General features: G+C 70.8%; 16 protein-coding genes. 11 read left to right on the forward strand and 5 right to left on the reverse strand.

Features of this window, described 5'->3' with window-relative positions; genetic code table 11:
• Window positions 1-57: 57 nt before the first annotated feature.
• The 6 genes from LWP59_RS07200 (at window position 58) to LWP59_RS07225 (ending at window position 7,221) form a co-directional block, all read left to right on the forward strand.
• Window positions 58-1,413, forward strand: coding sequence for an MFS transporter (locus LWP59_RS07200; protein ID WP_144640950.1), 1,356 nt, complete (start codon window positions 58-60; stop codon window positions 1,411-1,413).
• A 26-nt stretch (window positions 1,414-1,439) separates the two neighbouring features.
• On the forward strand, window positions 1,440-2,636 hold the full coding sequence (locus LWP59_RS07205; protein WP_144640948.1) for a cysteine desulfurase family protein: 1,197 nt from the start codon (window positions 1,440-1,442) through the stop codon (window positions 2,634-2,636).
• Complete coding sequence (gene mnmA / locus LWP59_RS07210) at window positions 2,636-3,727, forward strand: tRNA 2-thiouridine(34) synthase MnmA (protein ID WP_144640946.1); 1,092 nt, start codon at window positions 2,636-2,638, stop codon at window positions 3,725-3,727. The genes LWP59_RS07205 and mnmA overlap by 1 nt, the downstream gene beginning before the upstream one ends.
• 90 nt (window positions 3,728-3,817) lie before the next feature.
• The gene (locus LWP59_RS07215; protein WP_144640944.1) at window positions 3,818-4,192 is read left to right on the forward strand and encodes an STAS domain-containing protein; all 375 of its coding nucleotides are present in this window, start codon (window positions 3,818-3,820) and stop codon (window positions 4,190-4,192) included.
• Between the two features lie 39 nt (window positions 4,193-4,231).
• The gene (locus LWP59_RS07220) at window positions 4,232-5,272 is read left to right on the forward strand and encodes a chemotaxis protein CheB (RefSeq protein ID WP_144640942.1); all 1,041 of its coding nucleotides are present in this window, start codon (window positions 4,232-4,234) and stop codon (window positions 5,270-5,272) included.
• 44 nt (window positions 5,273-5,316) lie between these two features.
• Window positions 5,317-7,221: a CheR family methyltransferase gene (locus tag LWP59_RS07225; protein ID WP_144640940.1), complete on the forward strand. Its 1,905-nt coding sequence runs from the start codon at window positions 5,317-5,319 to the stop codon at window positions 7,219-7,221.
• Here LWP59_RS07225 and LWP59_RS07230 read toward each other — a convergent pair.
• Complete coding sequence (locus LWP59_RS07230) at window positions 7,148-7,948, reverse strand: ATP-binding protein (RefSeq protein ID WP_144640938.1); 801 nt, start codon at window positions 7,946-7,948, stop codon at window positions 7,148-7,150. The genes LWP59_RS07225 and LWP59_RS07230 overlap by 74 nt on opposite strands.
• 93 nt (window positions 7,949-8,041) lie before the next feature.
• Complete coding sequence (locus LWP59_RS07235; RefSeq protein ID WP_229857842.1) at window positions 8,042-8,485, reverse strand: GNAT family N-acetyltransferase; 444 nt, start codon at window positions 8,483-8,485, stop codon at window positions 8,042-8,044.
• A 53-nt stretch (window positions 8,486-8,538) separates the two neighbouring features.
• On the opposite strand from LWP59_RS07235, the gene LWP59_RS07240 reads away from it, so the two are divergent.
• Window positions 8,539-10,011: an acyl-CoA synthetase gene (locus tag LWP59_RS07240; protein ID WP_144640934.1), complete on the forward strand. Its 1,473-nt coding sequence runs from the start codon at window positions 8,539-8,541 to the stop codon at window positions 10,009-10,011.
• Between the two features lie 402 nt (window positions 10,012-10,413).
• On the opposite strand, the gene LWP59_RS07245 is transcribed toward LWP59_RS07240, so the two are convergent.
• Together LWP59_RS07245 and LWP59_RS07250 are read right to left on the reverse strand one after the other, a co-directional pair.
• On the reverse strand, window positions 10,414-11,457 hold the full coding sequence (locus LWP59_RS07245; protein WP_144640931.1) for an MBL fold metallo-hydrolase: 1,044 nt from the start codon (window positions 11,455-11,457) through the stop codon (window positions 10,414-10,416).
• 87 nt (window positions 11,458-11,544) lie between these two features.
• Window positions 11,545-12,171 carry an LURP-one-related/scramblase family protein gene (locus LWP59_RS07250; protein WP_144640928.1) on the reverse strand — a complete coding sequence of 209 codons (627 nt, stop codon included), beginning with the start codon at window positions 12,169-12,171 and terminating at the stop codon, window positions 11,545-11,547.
• A gap of 170 nt (window positions 12,172-12,341) precedes the next feature.
• Between LWP59_RS07250 and LWP59_RS07255 the strand changes: the two genes are divergently transcribed.
• From LWP59_RS07255 to LWP59_RS07270, 4 genes are read left to right on the forward strand one after another with little or no spacing between them, the layout of a single operon-like run.
• Window positions 12,342-13,367, forward strand: coding sequence for a uroporphyrinogen decarboxylase/cobalamine-independent methonine synthase family protein (locus LWP59_RS07255; protein ID WP_144640925.1), 1,026 nt, complete (start codon window positions 12,342-12,344; stop codon window positions 13,365-13,367).
• Window positions 13,368-13,376: 9 nt separating this feature from the next.
• Window positions 13,377-14,075, forward strand: coding sequence for a hypothetical protein (locus LWP59_RS07260; protein WP_144640922.1), 699 nt, complete (start codon window positions 13,377-13,379; stop codon window positions 14,073-14,075).
• A gap of 11 nt (window positions 14,076-14,086) precedes the next feature.
• Window positions 14,087-16,204: an NAD-dependent DNA ligase LigA gene (gene ligA, locus LWP59_RS07265; protein WP_144640919.1), complete on the forward strand. Its 2,118-nt coding sequence runs from the start codon at window positions 14,087-14,089 to the stop codon at window positions 16,202-16,204.
• Window positions 16,197-16,691 (forward strand): GNAT family N-acetyltransferase, encoded by a 495-nt coding sequence (locus LWP59_RS07270; RefSeq protein WP_144640916.1) that lies wholly within the window; start codon window positions 16,197-16,199, stop codon window positions 16,689-16,691. Before ligA ends, LWP59_RS07270 begins: the two co-directional genes overlap by 8 nt.
• Before the next feature lie 176 nt (window positions 16,692-16,867).
• Here the strand turns inward: LWP59_RS07270 and LWP59_RS07275 are convergent, their stop codons facing one another.
• Window positions 16,868-17,521, reverse strand: coding sequence for an ACT domain-containing protein (locus LWP59_RS07275; RefSeq protein WP_186383325.1), 654 nt, complete (start codon window positions 17,519-17,521; stop codon window positions 16,868-16,870).
• Between the last annotated feature and the right edge of the window lie 18 nt (window positions 17,522-17,539).

Here is a 17,539-nt window from a genome sequence, read left to right on the forward strand (position 1 = left end):
TGGTTGCGCCGAAAACTCGCTTGACCTCCACCCCGGTGGAGGTTGCAGGCTCGAAGGGTGATCGTCGCCGAGCGGGAGCGCGGGGTGCTGTGGACCGCCGCGCATCGCACCACCACCGTCGCGAGTCTGCTCGTGGTCACGCTCATCGCGTTCGAGAACATGGGTGTCGCCACGGCGATGCCGACGCTCGTGGCCGCGCTCGGCGGCCAGTCGCTGTATTCGTGGCCCTTCACGGCGTTCCTGGTCGCGAGCGTCGTCGCCACGGTCCTGTCCGGGCGGCTGTGCGACCGGTGTGGCCCGGCGTTCGCCCTCATCGCCGGGCCCGCGATCTTCCTCGCCGGCCTGGTCCTCTGCGGCAGCGCGCGGAACATGGCGATGCTGCTGGGCGGCCGGGTGCTGCAGGGCCTCGGTTCGGGCACCGTGCTGGTGGCCGTCTCACTGCTGATCGCACTGGTCTACACCGATCGCGAGCGCCCGGTGATGTACGCGGCGAACGCGGCGGCGTGGATCCTCCCGGCCGTCGTCGGTCCTTCGGTCGCGGGCCTGGTCACCGAGCGCTTCGGCTGGCGCTGGGTGTTCCTGGGCCTGGTCCCGCTCGCGGTGCTGGGGCTCGTCCTGCTCCTCCCCGTCGCCCGTCGCCTCGGCCCACCGGAACCCGTCGAACGGCAACGCCGGGCGACCACGGTGGCCGCGCTCGCCGCCGCCGTCGGGGTGGCCGCGCTGACGTGGGCGGCACAGCACCCGTCACCGCTCGCGCTCGGCTATGGCGCCGGCGGGCTGGTCGCGCTCGGTGCCGCCCTGCGCAAGCTCCTGCCACCCGGAACGGTGACAGCGCGGCCCGGCCTGCCCACCGTCGTCGCGGCACGTGCTCTCCTCGGCGGCGCCTTCGCGGGAATGGAGGCCTATCTGCCGCTGACGATGACCGAGGTGCACGGCTACCACCCGGCGGCGGCCGGGCTGCCGCTGACGGTGAGCGCGCTGGGCTGGTCCGCGGCCTCGGCCCTGCAGGGCCGTCATCCGGGCTGGTCCCGGGAGGCCGCGCTGCGGATCGGGTTCGGTCTCGTCGCCGGTTCGCTGGTGCTGTTCGCGTTCGTCTCGCAGCCGTGGTTCCCGGGGTGGGCCGCCTTCGTCGCCTGCGTCGTCGGCGGGGCGGGCATGGGCACCGGCTACCCGGCGATCACCGTGCTGCTGTTCCGGTTCTCGCCGGTGGCCGAGCGCGGTTTCAACACCTCGGCGATGCAGCTGGGCGACTGGGTCGGCTCGGCGCTGACGGTCGGTCTCGGCGGTGTGCTCCTCGGCCTGCTCGCCTCCGCACGGGCACCGTCGAACGCCGTGGTGGTCCTGGCCACAGTGCTCGCGGGGCTGGCCCTGCTCGGCGTGCTCATCACCCGGCGGTGGCCCACGCGCGAGTGAACGGCACGGTCTACGCTGGGAGAGCGATGACCTATCTCGACCACGCGGCGACCACTCCCATGTTGCCCGAAGCCGTTGCGGCGATGACCGAGGCGCTGTCCACCGTGGGCAACGCCTCCTCGCTGCACTCCTCGGGGCGGCGGGCGCGGCGGATGGTCGAGGAGGCGCGCGAGGTGATCGCCGAGGCGATGGGCGCCCGGCCGTCCGAGGTGATCTTCACCGCCGGCGGCACGGAAAGCGACAACCTCGCCGTAAAGGGCATCTACTGGGCGCGCCGGAACGCCGATCCCGCCCGCAAGCGGGTGATCTCCAGCGTCGTCGAGCACCACGCCGTGCTGGACGCGGTGGAGTGGCTCGAGGAGCACGCCGGCGCCGAGGTCACCTGGCTCGACGTGGACGCCGACGGCCGCGTGCTGCCGGAGACGCTGCGCAAGGCCGTCGAGCAGGACCCGTCCGACGTCGCACTGGTCACCGTCATGTGGGCGAACAACGAGGTCGGCGCGATCAACCCGATGGCCGAGCTCGCCCAGATCTGCGCCGAGCACGAGATCCCGCTGCACACCGACGCCGTGCAGGCGGTCGGCGGCGTGCCGATCGACTTCGCCGCGAGCGGCGCGAGTGCGCTCACGCTCACCGGCCACAAGCTCGGCGGCCCTTACGGCGTCGGTGCGTTGCTGCTGGCGCGCGACACCGAGTGCGTGCCGCTGCTGCACGGCGGCGGCCAGGAGCGTGACGTCCGCTCCGGCACGCTGGACGTGCCCGCCATCCACGCCTTCGCCACCGCGGTCCACACCACGGTGGGCGAGCAGCGCGAGCGGTCGGCGGCGACTGCCGCCCTGCGGGACGCGCTGATCGACGCCGTCCGCCGCGAGGTGCCGGACGCGGTGCTCAACGGGCCGCCGCCGGGCGAGGAACGGCTGCCGGGCAACGCGCACTTCACCTTCTCCGGCTGCGCGGGCGACAGCCTGCTGATGCTGCTGGACGCCAAGGGCATCGAATGCTCGACCGGTTCGGCCTGCACGGCGGGTGTCGCGCAGCCGAGCCACGTCCTGCTCGCGATGGGCGCGGACCCGACGGACGCCCGCTGCTCGCTGCGGTTCTCTCTCGGGCACACCTCGACCCGGGCGGATGTGGACGCCGTGACGCGGGAGATCGGCGCGGTCGTCACGCGGGCCCGGCAGGCGGGACTGACCGGAATGCGCAAGCACACCCAGGAGGCCTGATGCGGGTACTGGCCGCGATGAGCGGGGGAGTGGACTCGGCGGTCGCCGCCGCCCGTGCCGTGGACGCCGGGCACGACGTCGTCGGCGTGCACCTGGCCCTGTCCGCGAAACCCGGCACGCTGCGCACCGGGGCGCGTGGCTGCTGCACGATCGAGGACTCGCACGACGCGCGCCGCGCCGCCGACGTCCTCGGTATCCCGTTCTACGTCTGGGACTTCGCCGAGCGGTTCACCGAAGAGGTCATCGAGAGCTTCGTCGGCGAGTACGCCGCCGGGCGCACCCCGAACCCCTGCGTGACCTGCAACGAGAAGATCAAGTTCGAGGCGCTGCTGGACAAGGCGATGGCGCTCGGCTTCGACGCCGTCGCCACCGGCCACTACGCCCGGCTGTCGCATGTGGACGGTGTGCCGCAGCTGCGGCGCAGCGCCGACGACGGCAAGGACCAGTCCTACGTGCTCGCGTCGCTGACCCCCGAGCAGCTGCGGCACTCGCTGTTCCCGCTGGGCGACTCGCGCAAGAGCGAGGTGCGCGCCGAGGCGGAGCGCCGCGGGCTCGCCGTCGCGCACAAGCCCGACAGCCACGACATCTGCTTCATCCCGGACGGGGACACGAAGAAGTTCCTCGAGCGCAAGCTCGGCGAGCGCCCGGGGGACCTGGTCGACGCCGAGACCGGGGCGGTGCTCGGCCGGCACACCGGCGTGCACGGGTTCACCATCGGTCAGCGCAAGGGCCTCGGCCTGGAGCACCCGGCCAGGGACGGCAAGCCGCGGTACGTGCTCTCGCTCGAACCGGTCTCGGGCAAGGTCGAGGTCGGCCCGGCGGACCGGCTGGCCGTGCGGCGGATCGCCGCCGACCGGCCCTGCTGGCCGGGTGAGCGCCCGCTCGACGGGCCGACCGAGTGCGTGCTGCAGGTCCGGGCCCACGGCGGCACGGCCGACGCCGTCGCCGAGGTGGTGGACGGCGAGGTGCGGATCGAGCTGCGTGAGCCGCTGCGCGGGGTCGCGCCGGGACAGGTCGCCGTCCTGTACCGCCCGGACGCCCGGGGTGATCTTGTTCTCGGCAGCGCGAAGATCTCCCGGACCACGGCATGAATTCCGGCCATCGAGGGCAGTACTGACCCCGGCGGCGTAAGGTGGTATGTCTACTGTGAGGGACGACACACTGCGGCGGGGGCGGGACAGATGACCGAAGACCAGTGGCTCCCGCTCAGCGGCTCGGTCGTCGAGACGATCATCCAGTTGCACGTCCGGAAGGAACCGGGTGCGACCGTGGTGTCGGTCGAGGGTGAGGTCGATCTGCTCACGGCGCCGCGGCTGGCCGCCGTCCTGACCGAACAGGCCGACGGGCCCGCCGGGCTTCTCGTCGCCGACCTGTCCACAGTGGACTTCTTCGGCGCGGCGGGGCTGGAGGCGCTCGCGCAGGCCCAGCGCCGCGCCGTGCGCGCCGGGGTCTCGTTCCGGCTGGTCGCCGGGCCGCAGGTACGCCGTCTGCTGTCCCTGCTCCAGTCGGAGCAGCCGCTGCATGTTTACGAAAGCCTGGCCGAGGCAATCGGTTGACGTTGTGCCGGATGGCATGCGACACGGGAAGGCACGGGCGTGAGCGACATTCCGCGGGACCTGGTGGTAGCGGGTGCGTCGGCCGGGGGTGTCGAAGCGCTGCGCGAGTTCGTGGCCGGCCTTCCCGCGGACTTCCCGGCCGCGGTGCTCGTCGTGCTGCACCTGCCGGCGGGTGGCGTGAGCTCCCTGCCGGCGATCCTCGGCCGGTCGGGGGCACTGCCCGCGACCAGCGCCCGCCACGGCGAGGCGCTGCAGCGCGGGCACATCTACGCCGCCCCGCCGGACCACCACCTCCTCGTCGAGGACGGCCGGATCCGGCTGTCGCGCGGCCCGACGGAGAACGGGCACCGGCCGGCGATCGACGCGACGTTCCGCTCGGCCGCGCAGGCGCGTGGTCCGGGAGTCATCGGGGTGATCCTGTCGGGGGCGCTGGACGACGGCGCCGGCGGGCTGTCGGTGATCAAGCACCGGGGCGGGCTGGTGATGGTGCAGGACCCGACGGAGGCGCTGTACTCCGGCATGCCCGAGAGCGCGCTGGCCCGGGTCGAGGTCGACTGCGTCCTGCCCTGCGTGCGGATGGGAGCCGAGCTCGCCCGCCGCGTGCGCGAGGTGGTCGACGGCGACGGCGATGACGTGCCGTCGCTCTCGCTGCTCGACCAGGTGGAGGCTCAGGCGGCGAGCGCGAGCGAATACGAGGCCATGAGTCTGCCGGAGGTGGTTGACGTCATGGGGCCATCGGGATTCTCCTGCCCGGACTGTCAGGGCGTGCTCTTCGAGTTCGACGGCCGGGGGACGCGGTACCGCTGCCGCGTCGGCCACGCGTGGACTGCGCAGGCTCTGTTCGAGCAGCAGTCGCAGGACATCGAACACGCCCTGTGGGCGGCCTTGCGCGCTCTCGAGGAGAAGCGCGACCTGGCCGTGAGGATGACCAAGGACGCCGAGGAGCACGGGTTCACGTTGGTGGCCAACCGGTACCGCTGGCACCAGGACGAGAGCTCACGGGCGGTCGAGGTGCTGCGTCAGTTCCTGCTGGACGGACCGGCCCCGCAGGACCAGGAGCCACCGGGCCGGTCGGCGTGAGGTGAGATCGTGCGTAGGAGTGCGCCGCGGGTAGGGTCCGCGATGTGAGCGAGCAGATCGGGTCCGAGTACGACCCGGGGTTCGAGGCGATCCTCGAACACCTCAAGGAAACTCGTGGTTTCGACTTCACCGGCTACAAGCGCAGCGGACTCGTGCGGCGGGTGTCCCGGCGGATGGCGCAAGTCGGCATTGGGGACTATCCGGGATATCTCGATCACCTGCAGGTCGACGCGGACGAGTTCGCCGCGCTGTTCAACACGATCCTGATCAACGTCACCGGGTTCTTCCGGGACCCCGACGCGTGGGACTACCTGCAGTCCGAGATGGTGCCCATGCTGCTGGCCGAGCGGGGCCCCGGTGACCAGGTGCGGATCTGGAGCGCGGGCTGCTCCTCCGGCGAGGAGGCCTACAGCCTGGCCATCGTGCTGGCGGAAGCGCTGGGTGTCGAGCAGTTCCGCCAGCGGGTGAAGATCTACGCGACCGACGTCGACGAGGAAGCGCTCGCGCAGGCCCGCCAGGCCACCTACGGCCAGCGCGAGCTCGAGGCGCTGCCCGAGGCGTATGCCCAGAAGTACTTCGAGCGCCAGGGCGGCCGCTACGTTTTCCACAAGGAGCTGCGCCGGTCGGTCATCTTCGGCCGGAACGACCTCGTGCAGGACGCGCCGATCTCCCGGATCGACCTGCTCCTGTGCCGCAACACGCTGATGTACTTCAACGCCGAGACCCAGTCGGGCATCCTGCGGAAGCTGCATTTCGCGTTGCTGCCGCGCGGTGTGCTGTTCGTGGGCAAGGCGGAGATGCTGCTTTCGCACACCCGCCTGTTCGATCCCATCGACCCCAAGCACCGCCTGTTCCGCAAGATCGCGACCGCCCCGGTCGGCGGCTCGATGTTCGGGGCGCCGTACGTGCACGAGCAGCGCGCCACCCTCGACGCGCGCGACGAACTACGGGCGCTTGCGTTCTCCGGCAGCCCAGTCGCGCAGATCGTCGTGAACTCCGACGATTTGGTGGCGCTGTCGAACCAGCAGGCGCAACAGCTGTTCGGCGTGTCCGACCTTGACGTCGGCCGCCCCCTGCGTGACCTGGAGATCTCCTACCGCCCGGTGGAGCTGCGCGGCTATGTCGAGCAGGTGCGTACCGAGCGGCGGGCGCTCCGGGTGAAGGACGTGGAATGGCAGCGCGGGCCCGGCGAGGTCATCGCACTGGAGCTGCACGTCAGTCCCCTGGTCTCGTTGGGCGACGACGTCATCGGGGTCTCCGTGGTGTTTCACGACGTCACCGCCAGCCACCGGTTGTTCGCCGAGCTGGCCGGTGCGAACCGGCAGCGGGAAAACGCCTACGAGGAGCTGCAGTCCGCGACCGAGGAGCTGGAGACGACCAACGAGGAGCTGCAGTCCACGGTCGAGGAGCTGGAGACGACCAACGAGGAGCTGCAGTCCACGAACGAGGAGCTGGAGACGACGAACGAAGAGCTCAAGTCCACCAACGACGAGCTGCAGACGATCAACAACGCGCTGCGGGACCGGACCAGCGAGCTCGACGACCTCAACGAGTTCCTCGAGTCCGTCCTGACCTCGCTGCGCGCCGGCGTCGTCGTGGTGGACCACCAGATGCGGGTCGTGGCCTGGAACGCGGGCGCGGAGGAGCTGTGGGGTCTGCGGCACGAAGAGGTTGAGGGCGAGCACCTGCTGAACCTCGACATCGGGCTGCCCGTCGCGGAGTTGGGTCCGGTGGTGCGCCCCGCGCTGGCCGACCCGGCCTACACCGAGGAGGTCGTGCTGGCGGCGGTGAACCGGCGCGGCCGCCATGTCACGGTGCGAATCGCGTGTGGTGCGCTGCGGAGACGGGGCGGGGAGTCGACAGGGGCCATCCTCGTCATGGAGACCACGGACGGAGTGCTGGAGCCGTCCACTCCGGATGCCGCTCGAACCAGCGGGGACCGGTCGTGAGCACCGCCCAGGTGACCTTGCCTCCGTGCAGGTCCGGTGCGCACCCCCACGTCGTCGCCAGGTCGGCGACGATCTGCAGGCCGTAGCCCAGTGGCTGCCCCTGCCTGCCCTGGCGAAGTACGGCGTGCGCCGGGCTGCCGTCTCGGACGGCCACGGTGAGCATGCCACGCCGCAGCTCCAGCCTGAGCTCGAGCTCCGTGCGCGCGTGTTCGATCGCGTTCTCGACGAGCTCGGAGGCCAGGCAGACCGCGTCCGACGTCAGGGCCTCGATCTGCCAGTCCTTGCAGGCCTCGCGGACGAAGTCGCGCGCGGCGGCCGACACCATCCGCACGGGCGGGTACACCGCGCGGCGCCGTCGCCGCGGCGCGCCTGCCTCGACGGATGCGATCGCTTCGCCCACCGTGGCGAAAACCGGGACGAACCGGTTGATGGCGCTGAGGGCGATCGCGCTCCGCCGGGCCTGGTCCCCGGCGACCAGGAAGAGCGGCACCTGCGGCCAGTCGTTGACCCGCATCCACGCCGAGGAGAACACGCTCAGCAGCGCTTCGTTACCGACCGACAGATTGTCCAGCTCCGCCACCACAGCCCGGGGCTGTTCCAGCGCGAGCTTCACCAGGGCGTCACGGATGTATCCGTAGGTCAGCGAGTCGAGCACCCCGTCGAGGGTCGCGACCAGACATCCGTCCAGTTCCTCGTGTGCGACCTCGACCCGGTCGGCTTCATTCATTGGAGACATCACTCCCGCCGAATCACACGGATGGTAGTACCCGCACCGTGGGGTATCCATGCATGTGGGGAGTGGTCTTTCCGCCGTTTTCCGTCAGAGCGTGAGCTTGAAGCCGAAATGGCTCTGTTCGAAGCCCAGTCGCAGGTAGAACCGGTGCGCACCGGTCCGCGAGGCGTCGGACGTGAGCTGCACGAGCGCGCATCCGCGACGCCGGGCCTCCTCGACAGCCCACTTCATCAGCACGGCGCCCAGCCCGTCACCCCGTCGGTCGGACCGGACGCGGACCGCTTCCACAAGCGCCCGCGTGGCGCCCTTGCGGGACAGCCCGGGGATGAACGTCAATTGCAGCGTGCCGATGACCTCGCCCGCGTCCTCGGCCACGGCCAGGAACTGGTTCGGGTCCCCGTCGATCGCCTCGAAGGCCCGCCGGTACGGGGCCGGGTCGGCGGCGGACTCGCGCTGCCTGCCGAGTTGGTCGTCGGCCAGCATCGCGACGATCGGCTCGACATCGGCGCCGGTGGCTCGTCTAATGTGGATCTCGCTCACGCACCCGAGTATGGCACCGGCGCCAGGAGGGGTTGGCAATTCTCATGATCACGCTGCGTTCCAGTACCGTCGCGGACATCCTCCGGCGAAGCGCGTCGAAGACGCCCGAACGCGTCGCGCTGCGCTTCGCGGACCGGCAGTGGACCTATGCGGAACTGGACGATGCGGTGAGCAGGGCGTCGGCCCATCTCCTCGGCCTCGGGCTCACCAAGGGTGACCGAGTCGCCGCGTACGGCAAGAACTCGGACGCTTATCTGATCGGGTTCCTCGCCTGTGCGCGTGCCGGTCTGGTGCACGTGCCGGTCAACTACAACCTCACCGGTGGCGAGCTGAGGTACCTGCTGGAACAGTCGGGGAGCTCGGTGGTGCTGGCCGATCCGGCGCTCGCGGGGAACGTCACCGGCACCGTACTTTTGTTGCGGGACTCGGAAGACTCGCTGCTGGCGCACGCGATGTCCGGCGAGGTACCGGAAATCGACGTCGAAGTCGCGGACACGGACCTGGTCCAGCTGCTGTACACCTCGGGCACGACGTCCCGGCCGAAGGGCGCGATGATGACCCACCGCGCGCTCGTGCACGAGTACCTCTCGTGCATCGCCGGGCTCGACCTGACCGAGCACGACGTGCCCTTGCACGTGATGCCGCTCTACCACAGTGCGCAGCTGCACGTGTTCCTGTTGCCGTGGCTGGCTGTCGGGGCGGAGAACACGTTGCTGGAGGTGCCCGAGCCCGGCGAGGTGCTGCGGCGCCTGTCGCAGGACGGGCACGGTGCGTTCTTCGCCGCGCCGACGCTGTGGGTGGCGCTGGCGAACCACCCGGATTTCGCGCCGCTTCCCGCGTTGCGCAAGGCATACTACGGTGCGTCGATCATGCCGGGCCCGGTGCTGCAACGGCTGCGCGAGGCGATGCCGGAGCTGGGCTTCTACAACTGCTTCGGGCAGTCCGAGATCGCCCCGCTCGCAACGATCCTCGGCCCGGCGGACCACGAGGACCGGCCGGACTCCGCCGGGCGCCCGGCGTTGTTCGTGGAGCTGCGGGTGGTCGACAGCGACGGGAACGACGTGCCGCCGGGAGAGCTGGGCGAGGTGGTGTACCGGTCGCCGCAGCTGTGCCTCGGTTACTGGGACAAGCCGGAGGAGACGGTGGAAGCCTTCCGCGGTGGCTGGTTCCACTCCGGTGACCTGGTGCGCCAGGATGAGCAGGGGTACATCTACGTGGTCGACCGGATCAAGGACGTGATCAACACCGGTGGTGTGCTGGTCGCTTCGCGTGAGGTCGAGGACGCGCTGTACACCCACCCCGCGGTGGGCGAGGTGGCGGTGATCGGCGTCCCGGACGAGAAGTGGATCGAGGCGATCACCGCGGTGGTGGTGTCCAAAGGGGACGTCACGGAGGAGGAGTTGCTCACCCACGCGCGGGGCAGGCTGTCGGCTTTCAAGGTCCCCAAAGCGATCCGGTTCGTCGAGGAGCTGCCGCGGAACGCCTCGGGCAAGATCCTCAAGCGGGAGTTGCGTTAGGGACCTTCGGTCCAGCCCGACCACCCACCACGGCGACCCGGCAACGGCAGCCACCCCGCGAAGGCGAACCCGGCAACGGCAGCCAAGAATGCCCGCGCCCAGCCACCCGCGCGCAGCGCGACCCCCGCGCTTCGCGCAGGGGAAAAGATCAAGAGAGTCCTCGCCGGACGGGCAGGCTCAAAGATGAGCCAGGAAAAGCCCCTCACCTCACCTCATGCAGGTGGTCGAGTTGTGTGGCCATCCCGTCGCCTGCGGTTTGTGCATATCACTTTCCCTCAGGGCCGCAAGCATTGTGTTCTCGGCTGCCGGTACCAGCGCAGGTTGCGGCCCTGAGGGAAAGTGATCGTCCCGTGTCAGGCGACGGGATGACCACCCAACTCTCTGGGGTTTGGGCCCCCTGCCCTACGCCACCGTGTAGTGCCGCACACCATCCACTTCGGACATCTTCAGCTTCCCCTGGTAGGCAAGGAGATCCAGGTGTGCCTTGGTCTCCGTCACCGCCAGCATCTGGTTGAACGGGTCGAGCTCGCCGAGCTTGCGCTGCCGGCGGGTCCAACCCAGCTTCTGTGCGGCCTCGTAAGCCGTCGACGCGCCCTCGGACAAGGTCGCCGCCGTGCGGGCCAGGCGCTCCTCGTGGTGCGCCAGCAGTTCGTCGATCCGCGCGTGGACGCTCGGAGACACCAGGCCGTGCGCCGGGAGCATCTGCCGGTCGGGCATCCCGCGCACCACCCGCAGCGAGTCGAGGAAGTCGCGCAGCGGGAGCTCGGTCGCACCCGGCTGGAAGCCGATGGACGGGGTGATGTGCGGCAGCACGTGGTCACCGGTGAACATCAGGCCCGCCGCCGCGTCGTCGAACACCACGTGTCCCGCGGTGTGGCCCGGCGTGTGGACGACGTCGAGCGCGCGATCGCCGAGCACGGTCCGGCGGCCCGGCGTGAGCCACTCGTCGGGCATCTCCCAGATGTCGGCCTCGGTGTTGCGCGTCGTGCCGCCGAAGAACTGCCGCAGCGCCTCGACGACCTCGGTGGCACCGGCCTCGCCCAGCAGCGTCATCTGCGTGTTGACCGGGGAGCCGCCGGGGTTCGCGGCGATCTCGAGCGAAGTCCGCTCGTGCTCGCCCAGCGCGATCCGGTTGCCGAACTCGCGGCGCAGCGCGACGGCCTGCGTGTAGTGGTCGCGGTGCACGTGGGTGACCAGGAACTGCGTCACGTCGCCCAGTTCCGCGCCGATGCCCTTCAGCGCGGCCTGCAGCTGCTCACGGGCCTCGTCGAGCGCCCAACCCGAGTCGATCATGACCAGCTCGGCGCCGTCGGTGATCGCGTAGACGTTGACCGCGCGCAGCCCGTCGTTGGGCAGCGGCAGTGGGACCCGGTAGACGCCGGGCGCCACGGCGTAGATTCCCGGCTCGGTCCACGACCGTGCTGCGTCCTCGGCGAGTGGTTCCACGCGACCTCAACGTCCTTTCCATCCCTGGATCATTTACTTTGAAACGCTCAGGGATGGATTGTCCACACAACGGTGTTGAGACGCCGCTCACGTGTCGTGTTGGTCCTGCTTGAGGGCGGTGTCGACGGTCAGCGCGGCGGCGACGACCATGCTCGCGAGCGGGTCGGACAGGTGGTCGTACACCTCGACGACGTAGTTGTCGGCGGTCGTGAACGCCTCCTTCAGCACCCCGGCGAAGGTCTTGGTGACGCGGGCGACCTCGGTGCCCGCCGCGTCGGTGATCGAGAAGTTCCAGGCACGCCAGTTCTCCGCGCGCAGCTGGCCGACCGGCTGCCCGCCCGCGGTGAACGAGAACCGGATCTTGCCGAACACGTTCTCCTGCGCGATCTCGCCGATCGGGGTGCCGTCCGCTCGGGTCACCAGAAAGCGGGAACGCACCATTTTCGCAGGCCTGGTCACTTTCAGCACGACACTGCCGCCGATGTCCCGTACTTCGAAACGATGGGACAGAAACTGGTCGTAATTCGTGAACAGCCGGATCGTTTTCCGGAACAGCCCCTGCCCGACCTCGACCACCGCGCCGAGCTGCCTGCCGTGCTGGTCGAAGACGGCGAATTCGGTGACCGTCTCCACCAGTCTGGCCTTCTGGTTCACCACCAGGATCGGCTCGGTGAACAGCGTGCCGCCGCCGGCCCGCCGCGAATCACTCGTCATGCGCTCAAAGCGTAGCCAGCGAAAACGCGCCACGGGGCCGCCGAGGCGAATTGCGGAGAAATGTCGGGATTCGCGTCGAGATGCTTTCTCATGCTCAGTTTCCGGTTCCCCGCCGGGCCGCGGGTGGCACCGCCCGCCCGTCCGATGGCACCACCGGCCACAATGACGTCGTGAGCGAACGAGCCTGGCCCGCCGGTGCCGCGACCGGTGTCGGTTCCATGCCGGGAACCGACGCGGGTGAAGCCACCGCCGTCGTCTTCGGCGAGCTGCCCGACTTCCCGTACCTGCCCGAGCTGCCCGCGCGGGGGGTCGGCGCGGACCTGCTCGGCCGATCGGCCGCGTTCCTCGTCGACCTGGCTGTCGAGGAGGTGCCCAGCGGCTACCGGGTCGCCGCCCATCCGGGTCACGACCACCGGCGCGCGGTCGACCTCCTGCGCTGGGACCTCGACGCGCTGCAGGAGGTGGCCACCGGGGCGACGGTGATCAAGACGCAGCTCGCCGGCCCGTGGACGCTGACCGCGGGGATCGAGCTGCCCCGCGGCCATCGCGCGCTCACCGACCGGGGCGCCGTCCGCGAGTTCACCGAGTCGATGCTCGAAGGCCTCGCCGCGCACGTCGGCGAGCTGAAGGCCCGCACCGGAGCCGAGGTGGTCGTCCAGTTCGACGAGCCGACGCTGCCGGACGTCCTCGCCGGTTCGCTGTCCACCCCCTCGGGCTACGGCACGGTCGCCGCTGTCGAGGAACCCGAGGCGCGAGACCTGCTCTCGACCGTGATCGAACGAGCGGAACGGATCACCGGGCAGCCCGTGGTCGTGCACTGCTGCGCGCCGCGCCCGCCGGTCGGGCTCCTGCGCTCGGCCGGGGCGGGTGCGCTCGCGCTCGACGCGACCCTGCTCGACGGCTCGCCCGCGAAGCTGCTCGACGAGCTCGGCGAGGCGTGGGACAGCGGTGTGCACCTGTTCCTCGGCCTCGTGCCCGCGCTCGCGCCCGCGACGCCGGTGACACTGCACGAAGTGGCCGCGCCGGCGCTGCGGCTGGTGGACCGGCTCGGCTTCAACCGGTCCATCCTCGCCGAGCGCGCCGTGCCGACCCCGACATGCGGCTTCGCCGGCTCGACGCCCGACTGGCTGCGTCGTGCGCTGGCGCTGACCCGCGATCTGGGCAAAGCGTTCGTGGAGCCCCCGGAAGGCTGGTAGACAGCCCTGATGCGATGGTTCCGGCGCACCGCAAGGGAAGACGAGGTCCCCGATCCGCGCACCCCGTGGCCGGCGCAGGACGTGCCCGACGACCCGGCCGCCGCGGCGATCGCCTTCTGGCGGCACTGGTTCGAGCTGCTGCCCGAGATCAACGCGGCGCTCGGCGACCGGGAGCCCCAGCGGGTCGAGCACGAGCTGGCCGGCGCGGTCGCACGGCTGCACCCGGACCTGCACTTCTCGCTCGAACGCGGCCGGCACGCGATCTACGCGCTCGTCGTGACCGGCCAGGAGGACCCGGCGTTGCGGCCCTACACCGACGCGTGGCGAGAGGCCGCCCCGGAGGAGGACGCGATCTGGGAGTACCACGACTCGGTGCCCCCGGTGCCCGACCCGTCCGGGGTGACGGTCAACCTCGGCGAGCAGCGGATCTCCCTCGGCGAGTTCCGCGTCGGCGCACAGGTCGAGGACGGCCGGGTGGACGTGACGGTGTTCCACCCGAAGCTCGCCGAGCTCGACGAGGCGTCCCGCGCGGCCATGACGTTCCTGCCGCTCGACGCCACGCTCGGCGAGCGCCTGGCGGGGGAGCGGCTACGGAGAGTGGAGGCCGTCGAGGCCGAGCCTGCCGGCTCGATGTCGCTGCTGCAGCTGCGTGACCTGGTCCGGGGGCTCGGCGGGGAGAACGCGGAAAATGTCGGGGGCCCTGACTAAGCTGACCGACTGTGAGTGAAGCTCAGGACGTGACGGACGTGCCCGCCGAGGTACGGGAGCGGTACGGCGCGCTGGCGGACGAGGTCCGCGGCCACCAGTTCCGCTACTACGTGCTGGACTCGCCGACGATCTCCGACGGTCAGTTCGACGAGCTGCTGCACCGGCTCGAGGCCATGGAGGCGGAGTACCCGTCCCTGGTAACGCCGGAGTCGCCGACGCAGAACGTGGGCGGCACGTTCTCCACCGAGTTCGCCGCGTACGACCATCTCGAGCGCATGCTCAGCCTGGACAACGTCTTCGACACCGAGGAGATGCTCGCCTGGATCGAGCGCGTCGAGCGCGAGGTCGGCGGGTCCACGCAGTACCTGGCGGAGCTGAAGATCGACGGGCTGGCCATCAACCTGCTCTACGAACAGGGCAAGCTCACACGCGCGCTCACCCGCGGCGACGGGCGCACGGGTGAGGACGTCACGCTGAACGTCCGCACCCTCGACCAGGTGCCGGACAGGCTCACCGGCACCGACGAGTTCCCGGTGCCCGCGCTGGTCGAGGTGCGCGGCGAGGTGTTCTTCCGCGTCGAGGACTTCCTGGAGCTGAACGCGAAGCTCGTCGAGGCGGGCAAGCCGCCGTTCGCGAACCCGCGCAACACGGCGGCGGGATCGTTGCGGCAGAAGGATCCCCGTGTCACCCGCAGCCGTCGCCTGCGGCTGATCTGCCACGGCCTCGGCAGACGCGAGGGCTTCGAGCCCGGGCGCCAGTCGGAGGCGTACGACGCGCTGCGGGCGTGGGGCCTGCCGGTGTCCACGCACACCAAGGTCTTCACCACCGCGGAGGAGGTGCTCGACCACATCCGGTACTGGGGCGAGCACCGGCACGACGCCGAGCACGAGATCGACGGCATCGTGATCAAGGTCGACCAGGTGTCGCTGCAGCGCAGGCTCGGCACCACGTCGCGGGCGCCGCGCTGGGCGATCGCGTACAAGTACGCGCCGGAGGAGGCGATCACGAAGCTGCTCGACATCCAGGTGAACGTCGGGCGCACCGGCCGGGTCACGCCGTTCGCGGTGATGGAGCCGGTGAAAGTGGCCGGGTCGACGGTCGCCATGGCCACCCTGCACAACGCCGAGGAGGTCAAGCGCAAGGGCGTGCTGATCGGCGACAGGGTGGTCATCCGCAAGGCCGGTGACGTGATCCCCGAGGTGCTCGGCCCGGTCGCCGACGCCCGCACGGGTGACGAGCGCGAGTTCGTGATGCCCACCCGGTGCCCGGAGTGCTTCACGCCGCTGGCGCACCAGAAGGAGGGCGACGTCGACATCCGCTGCCCGAACGCGCGCTCGTGTCCCGCGCAGCTGCGGGAGCGGCTGTTCCACCTGGCCGGGCGCGGCGCGTTCGACATCGAGGTGCTGGGCTACGAGGCGGCCACCGCGCTGCTGGAGTCCGGGGTGGTGGTCGACGAGGGCGACATCTTCGACCTGGACACCGAGAAGCTCGAGCGGGTGGAGCTGTTCCGCACCAAGGCCGGTGACCTGTCGGCCAACGCGCGCAAGCTGCTGGCGAACCTGGACACGGCGAAGGACCGTCCGCTCTGGAAGGTGCTGGTGGGCCTGTCCATCAGGCATGTCGGCCCGACGGCGGCGCAGGCGCTCGCGCGCGAGTTCGGCTCGCTGGAGGCGATCGAGGCCGCGAGCGAGGAGGAACTGGCCGATGTGGACGGTGTCGGCCCGACCATCGCGGCGGCGGTGGAGGAGTGGTTCGGCGTCGACTGGCACCGCGAGGTCGTGGACAAGTGGCGCCGTGCGGGGGTCCGGATGGCGGAGGAGCGGGACGAGTCGATCCCGCGCAACCTCGAGGGCCTCTCGATCGTCGTGACGGGCTCGCTGTCGACGTACTCGCGGGACGAGGCCAAGGAAGCCATCATGTCGCGCGGTGGCAAGGCGGCGGGTTCGGTGTCGAAGAAGACGGCGTTCGTCGTGGTGGGGGACGCACCGGGCTCGAAGTACGACAAGGCGGTGCAGCTGAAGGTCCCGGTGCTCGACGAGGGCGGCTTCCAGGTGCTGCTGGACCGGGGCCCCGACGCCGCGGCGGAGGTGGCCCTGCCCGCCGGCGAGGAGGAGCCCGCCGATGAGTGAGGTCGTGGTGCGCCCGGCCCGGCCGCAGGAGCTCTCCCCGGTCGGCGCGCTCACGGTGGCCGCATACGAGGCGGACGGCCTGCTGGTCGCGAACCCGGAGTACGTGCACGAGCTGTCGGATGCCTCGCGCCGCGCCGAACACGGCGAGCTGCTGGTGGCGGTGAACGCCGACGGTGAGCTGCTCGGCTCCGTCACGATCGTGCGTCCCGGTACCGAGTTCGCCGAGATCTCCCGCGATGACGAGCTGGAGTTCCGCATGCTGTCGACGACCCCCGCGGCCCGCGGCCGGGGCGTCGGCGAGGCCCTGACCCGCGCCGTGCTGGACCGCGCGAGGGAGCTCGGCCTGCGCCGGGTGGTGCTCAGCAGCCTGGACGCCATGAAGGCGGCCCACCGCCTCTACGAGCGAATCGGCTTCACCCGTCTCCCCGAGCGCGACTGGCAACCGGTTCCCGGCTGCTGGCTCCGCGCCTACACCCTCGACGTCTGAGCTTCCGGGCGTGTGATCGGTGCGGCTGTAGGTCACCTTCTGCTTGTGGCTCGGGTCCGGGGGCGGCGAGCCGCCGTACCACGCGCCGGTCTTCGTGCTGACGCACCATCCGGGTGCCGCTCGGGCCTGGAGCCTCGCTGTGGCTCCCGCCAACCGTGTCGAGGCCGGATCCTGACTCAGCCGTCGAGCACGACGGCGACGATCCCGGCGAAGTGCGCCAGCCGCGCGACCTCCGCCGCCCGGAACATCGGCCCGCCGGGCCTGCCCACGAGCAGCGCCTTCCCCGGCTTCCCCAGTGGCGTCGCGGCCAGCTCGGTGCCCAGCTCCTGCCAGGTCTCGGGCACCCAGTCGTCCTCGCCGTCGAGCACCGTGGCGCGTTCGAGCGGCAGCCACGGCAGGTGCGTGATCGGCACCTCGGGCGCGGCACTCGACGACGCGAGCCGCTGGATGCCGCCCTCGGCGTGGGTCACCACGATCGACCAGCCGGCACGGATGATCCGCGGCACGCCCTCCACCAGCGTCTCCAGGCCGGAGGCGGGCTGGGCCGCGATCTCCTCCACCAGTTCGAGCTCACGGTGGGTGTCGAGCACGCCCGCGTACGGGCGCACCGCGTCCACCTCGACCCCGGGGATGCTCTCGGCGGCGGTGATCAGTGCGTCGGGCAGGCGGCCGGACGGCAGTTCGATCACCAGGTCGTCGATCGCCACCCCGCCGGTGCGCTCGACCACGTCCACGCTGAGGATGTCCGCCCCGATGGTGCCCAGTGCCGTGGCGACCGCCCCGAGGGTCCCTGGCGAGTCCGGGAGCTGAACCCGGATCAGGAAGGACAACACGAACCCCTCTCGGGA

This window comes from Amycolatopsis acidiphila (assembly GCF_021391495.1).
GTDB lineage: Bacteria > Actinomycetota > Actinomycetes > Mycobacteriales > Pseudonocardiaceae > Amycolatopsis_E > Amycolatopsis_E acidiphila.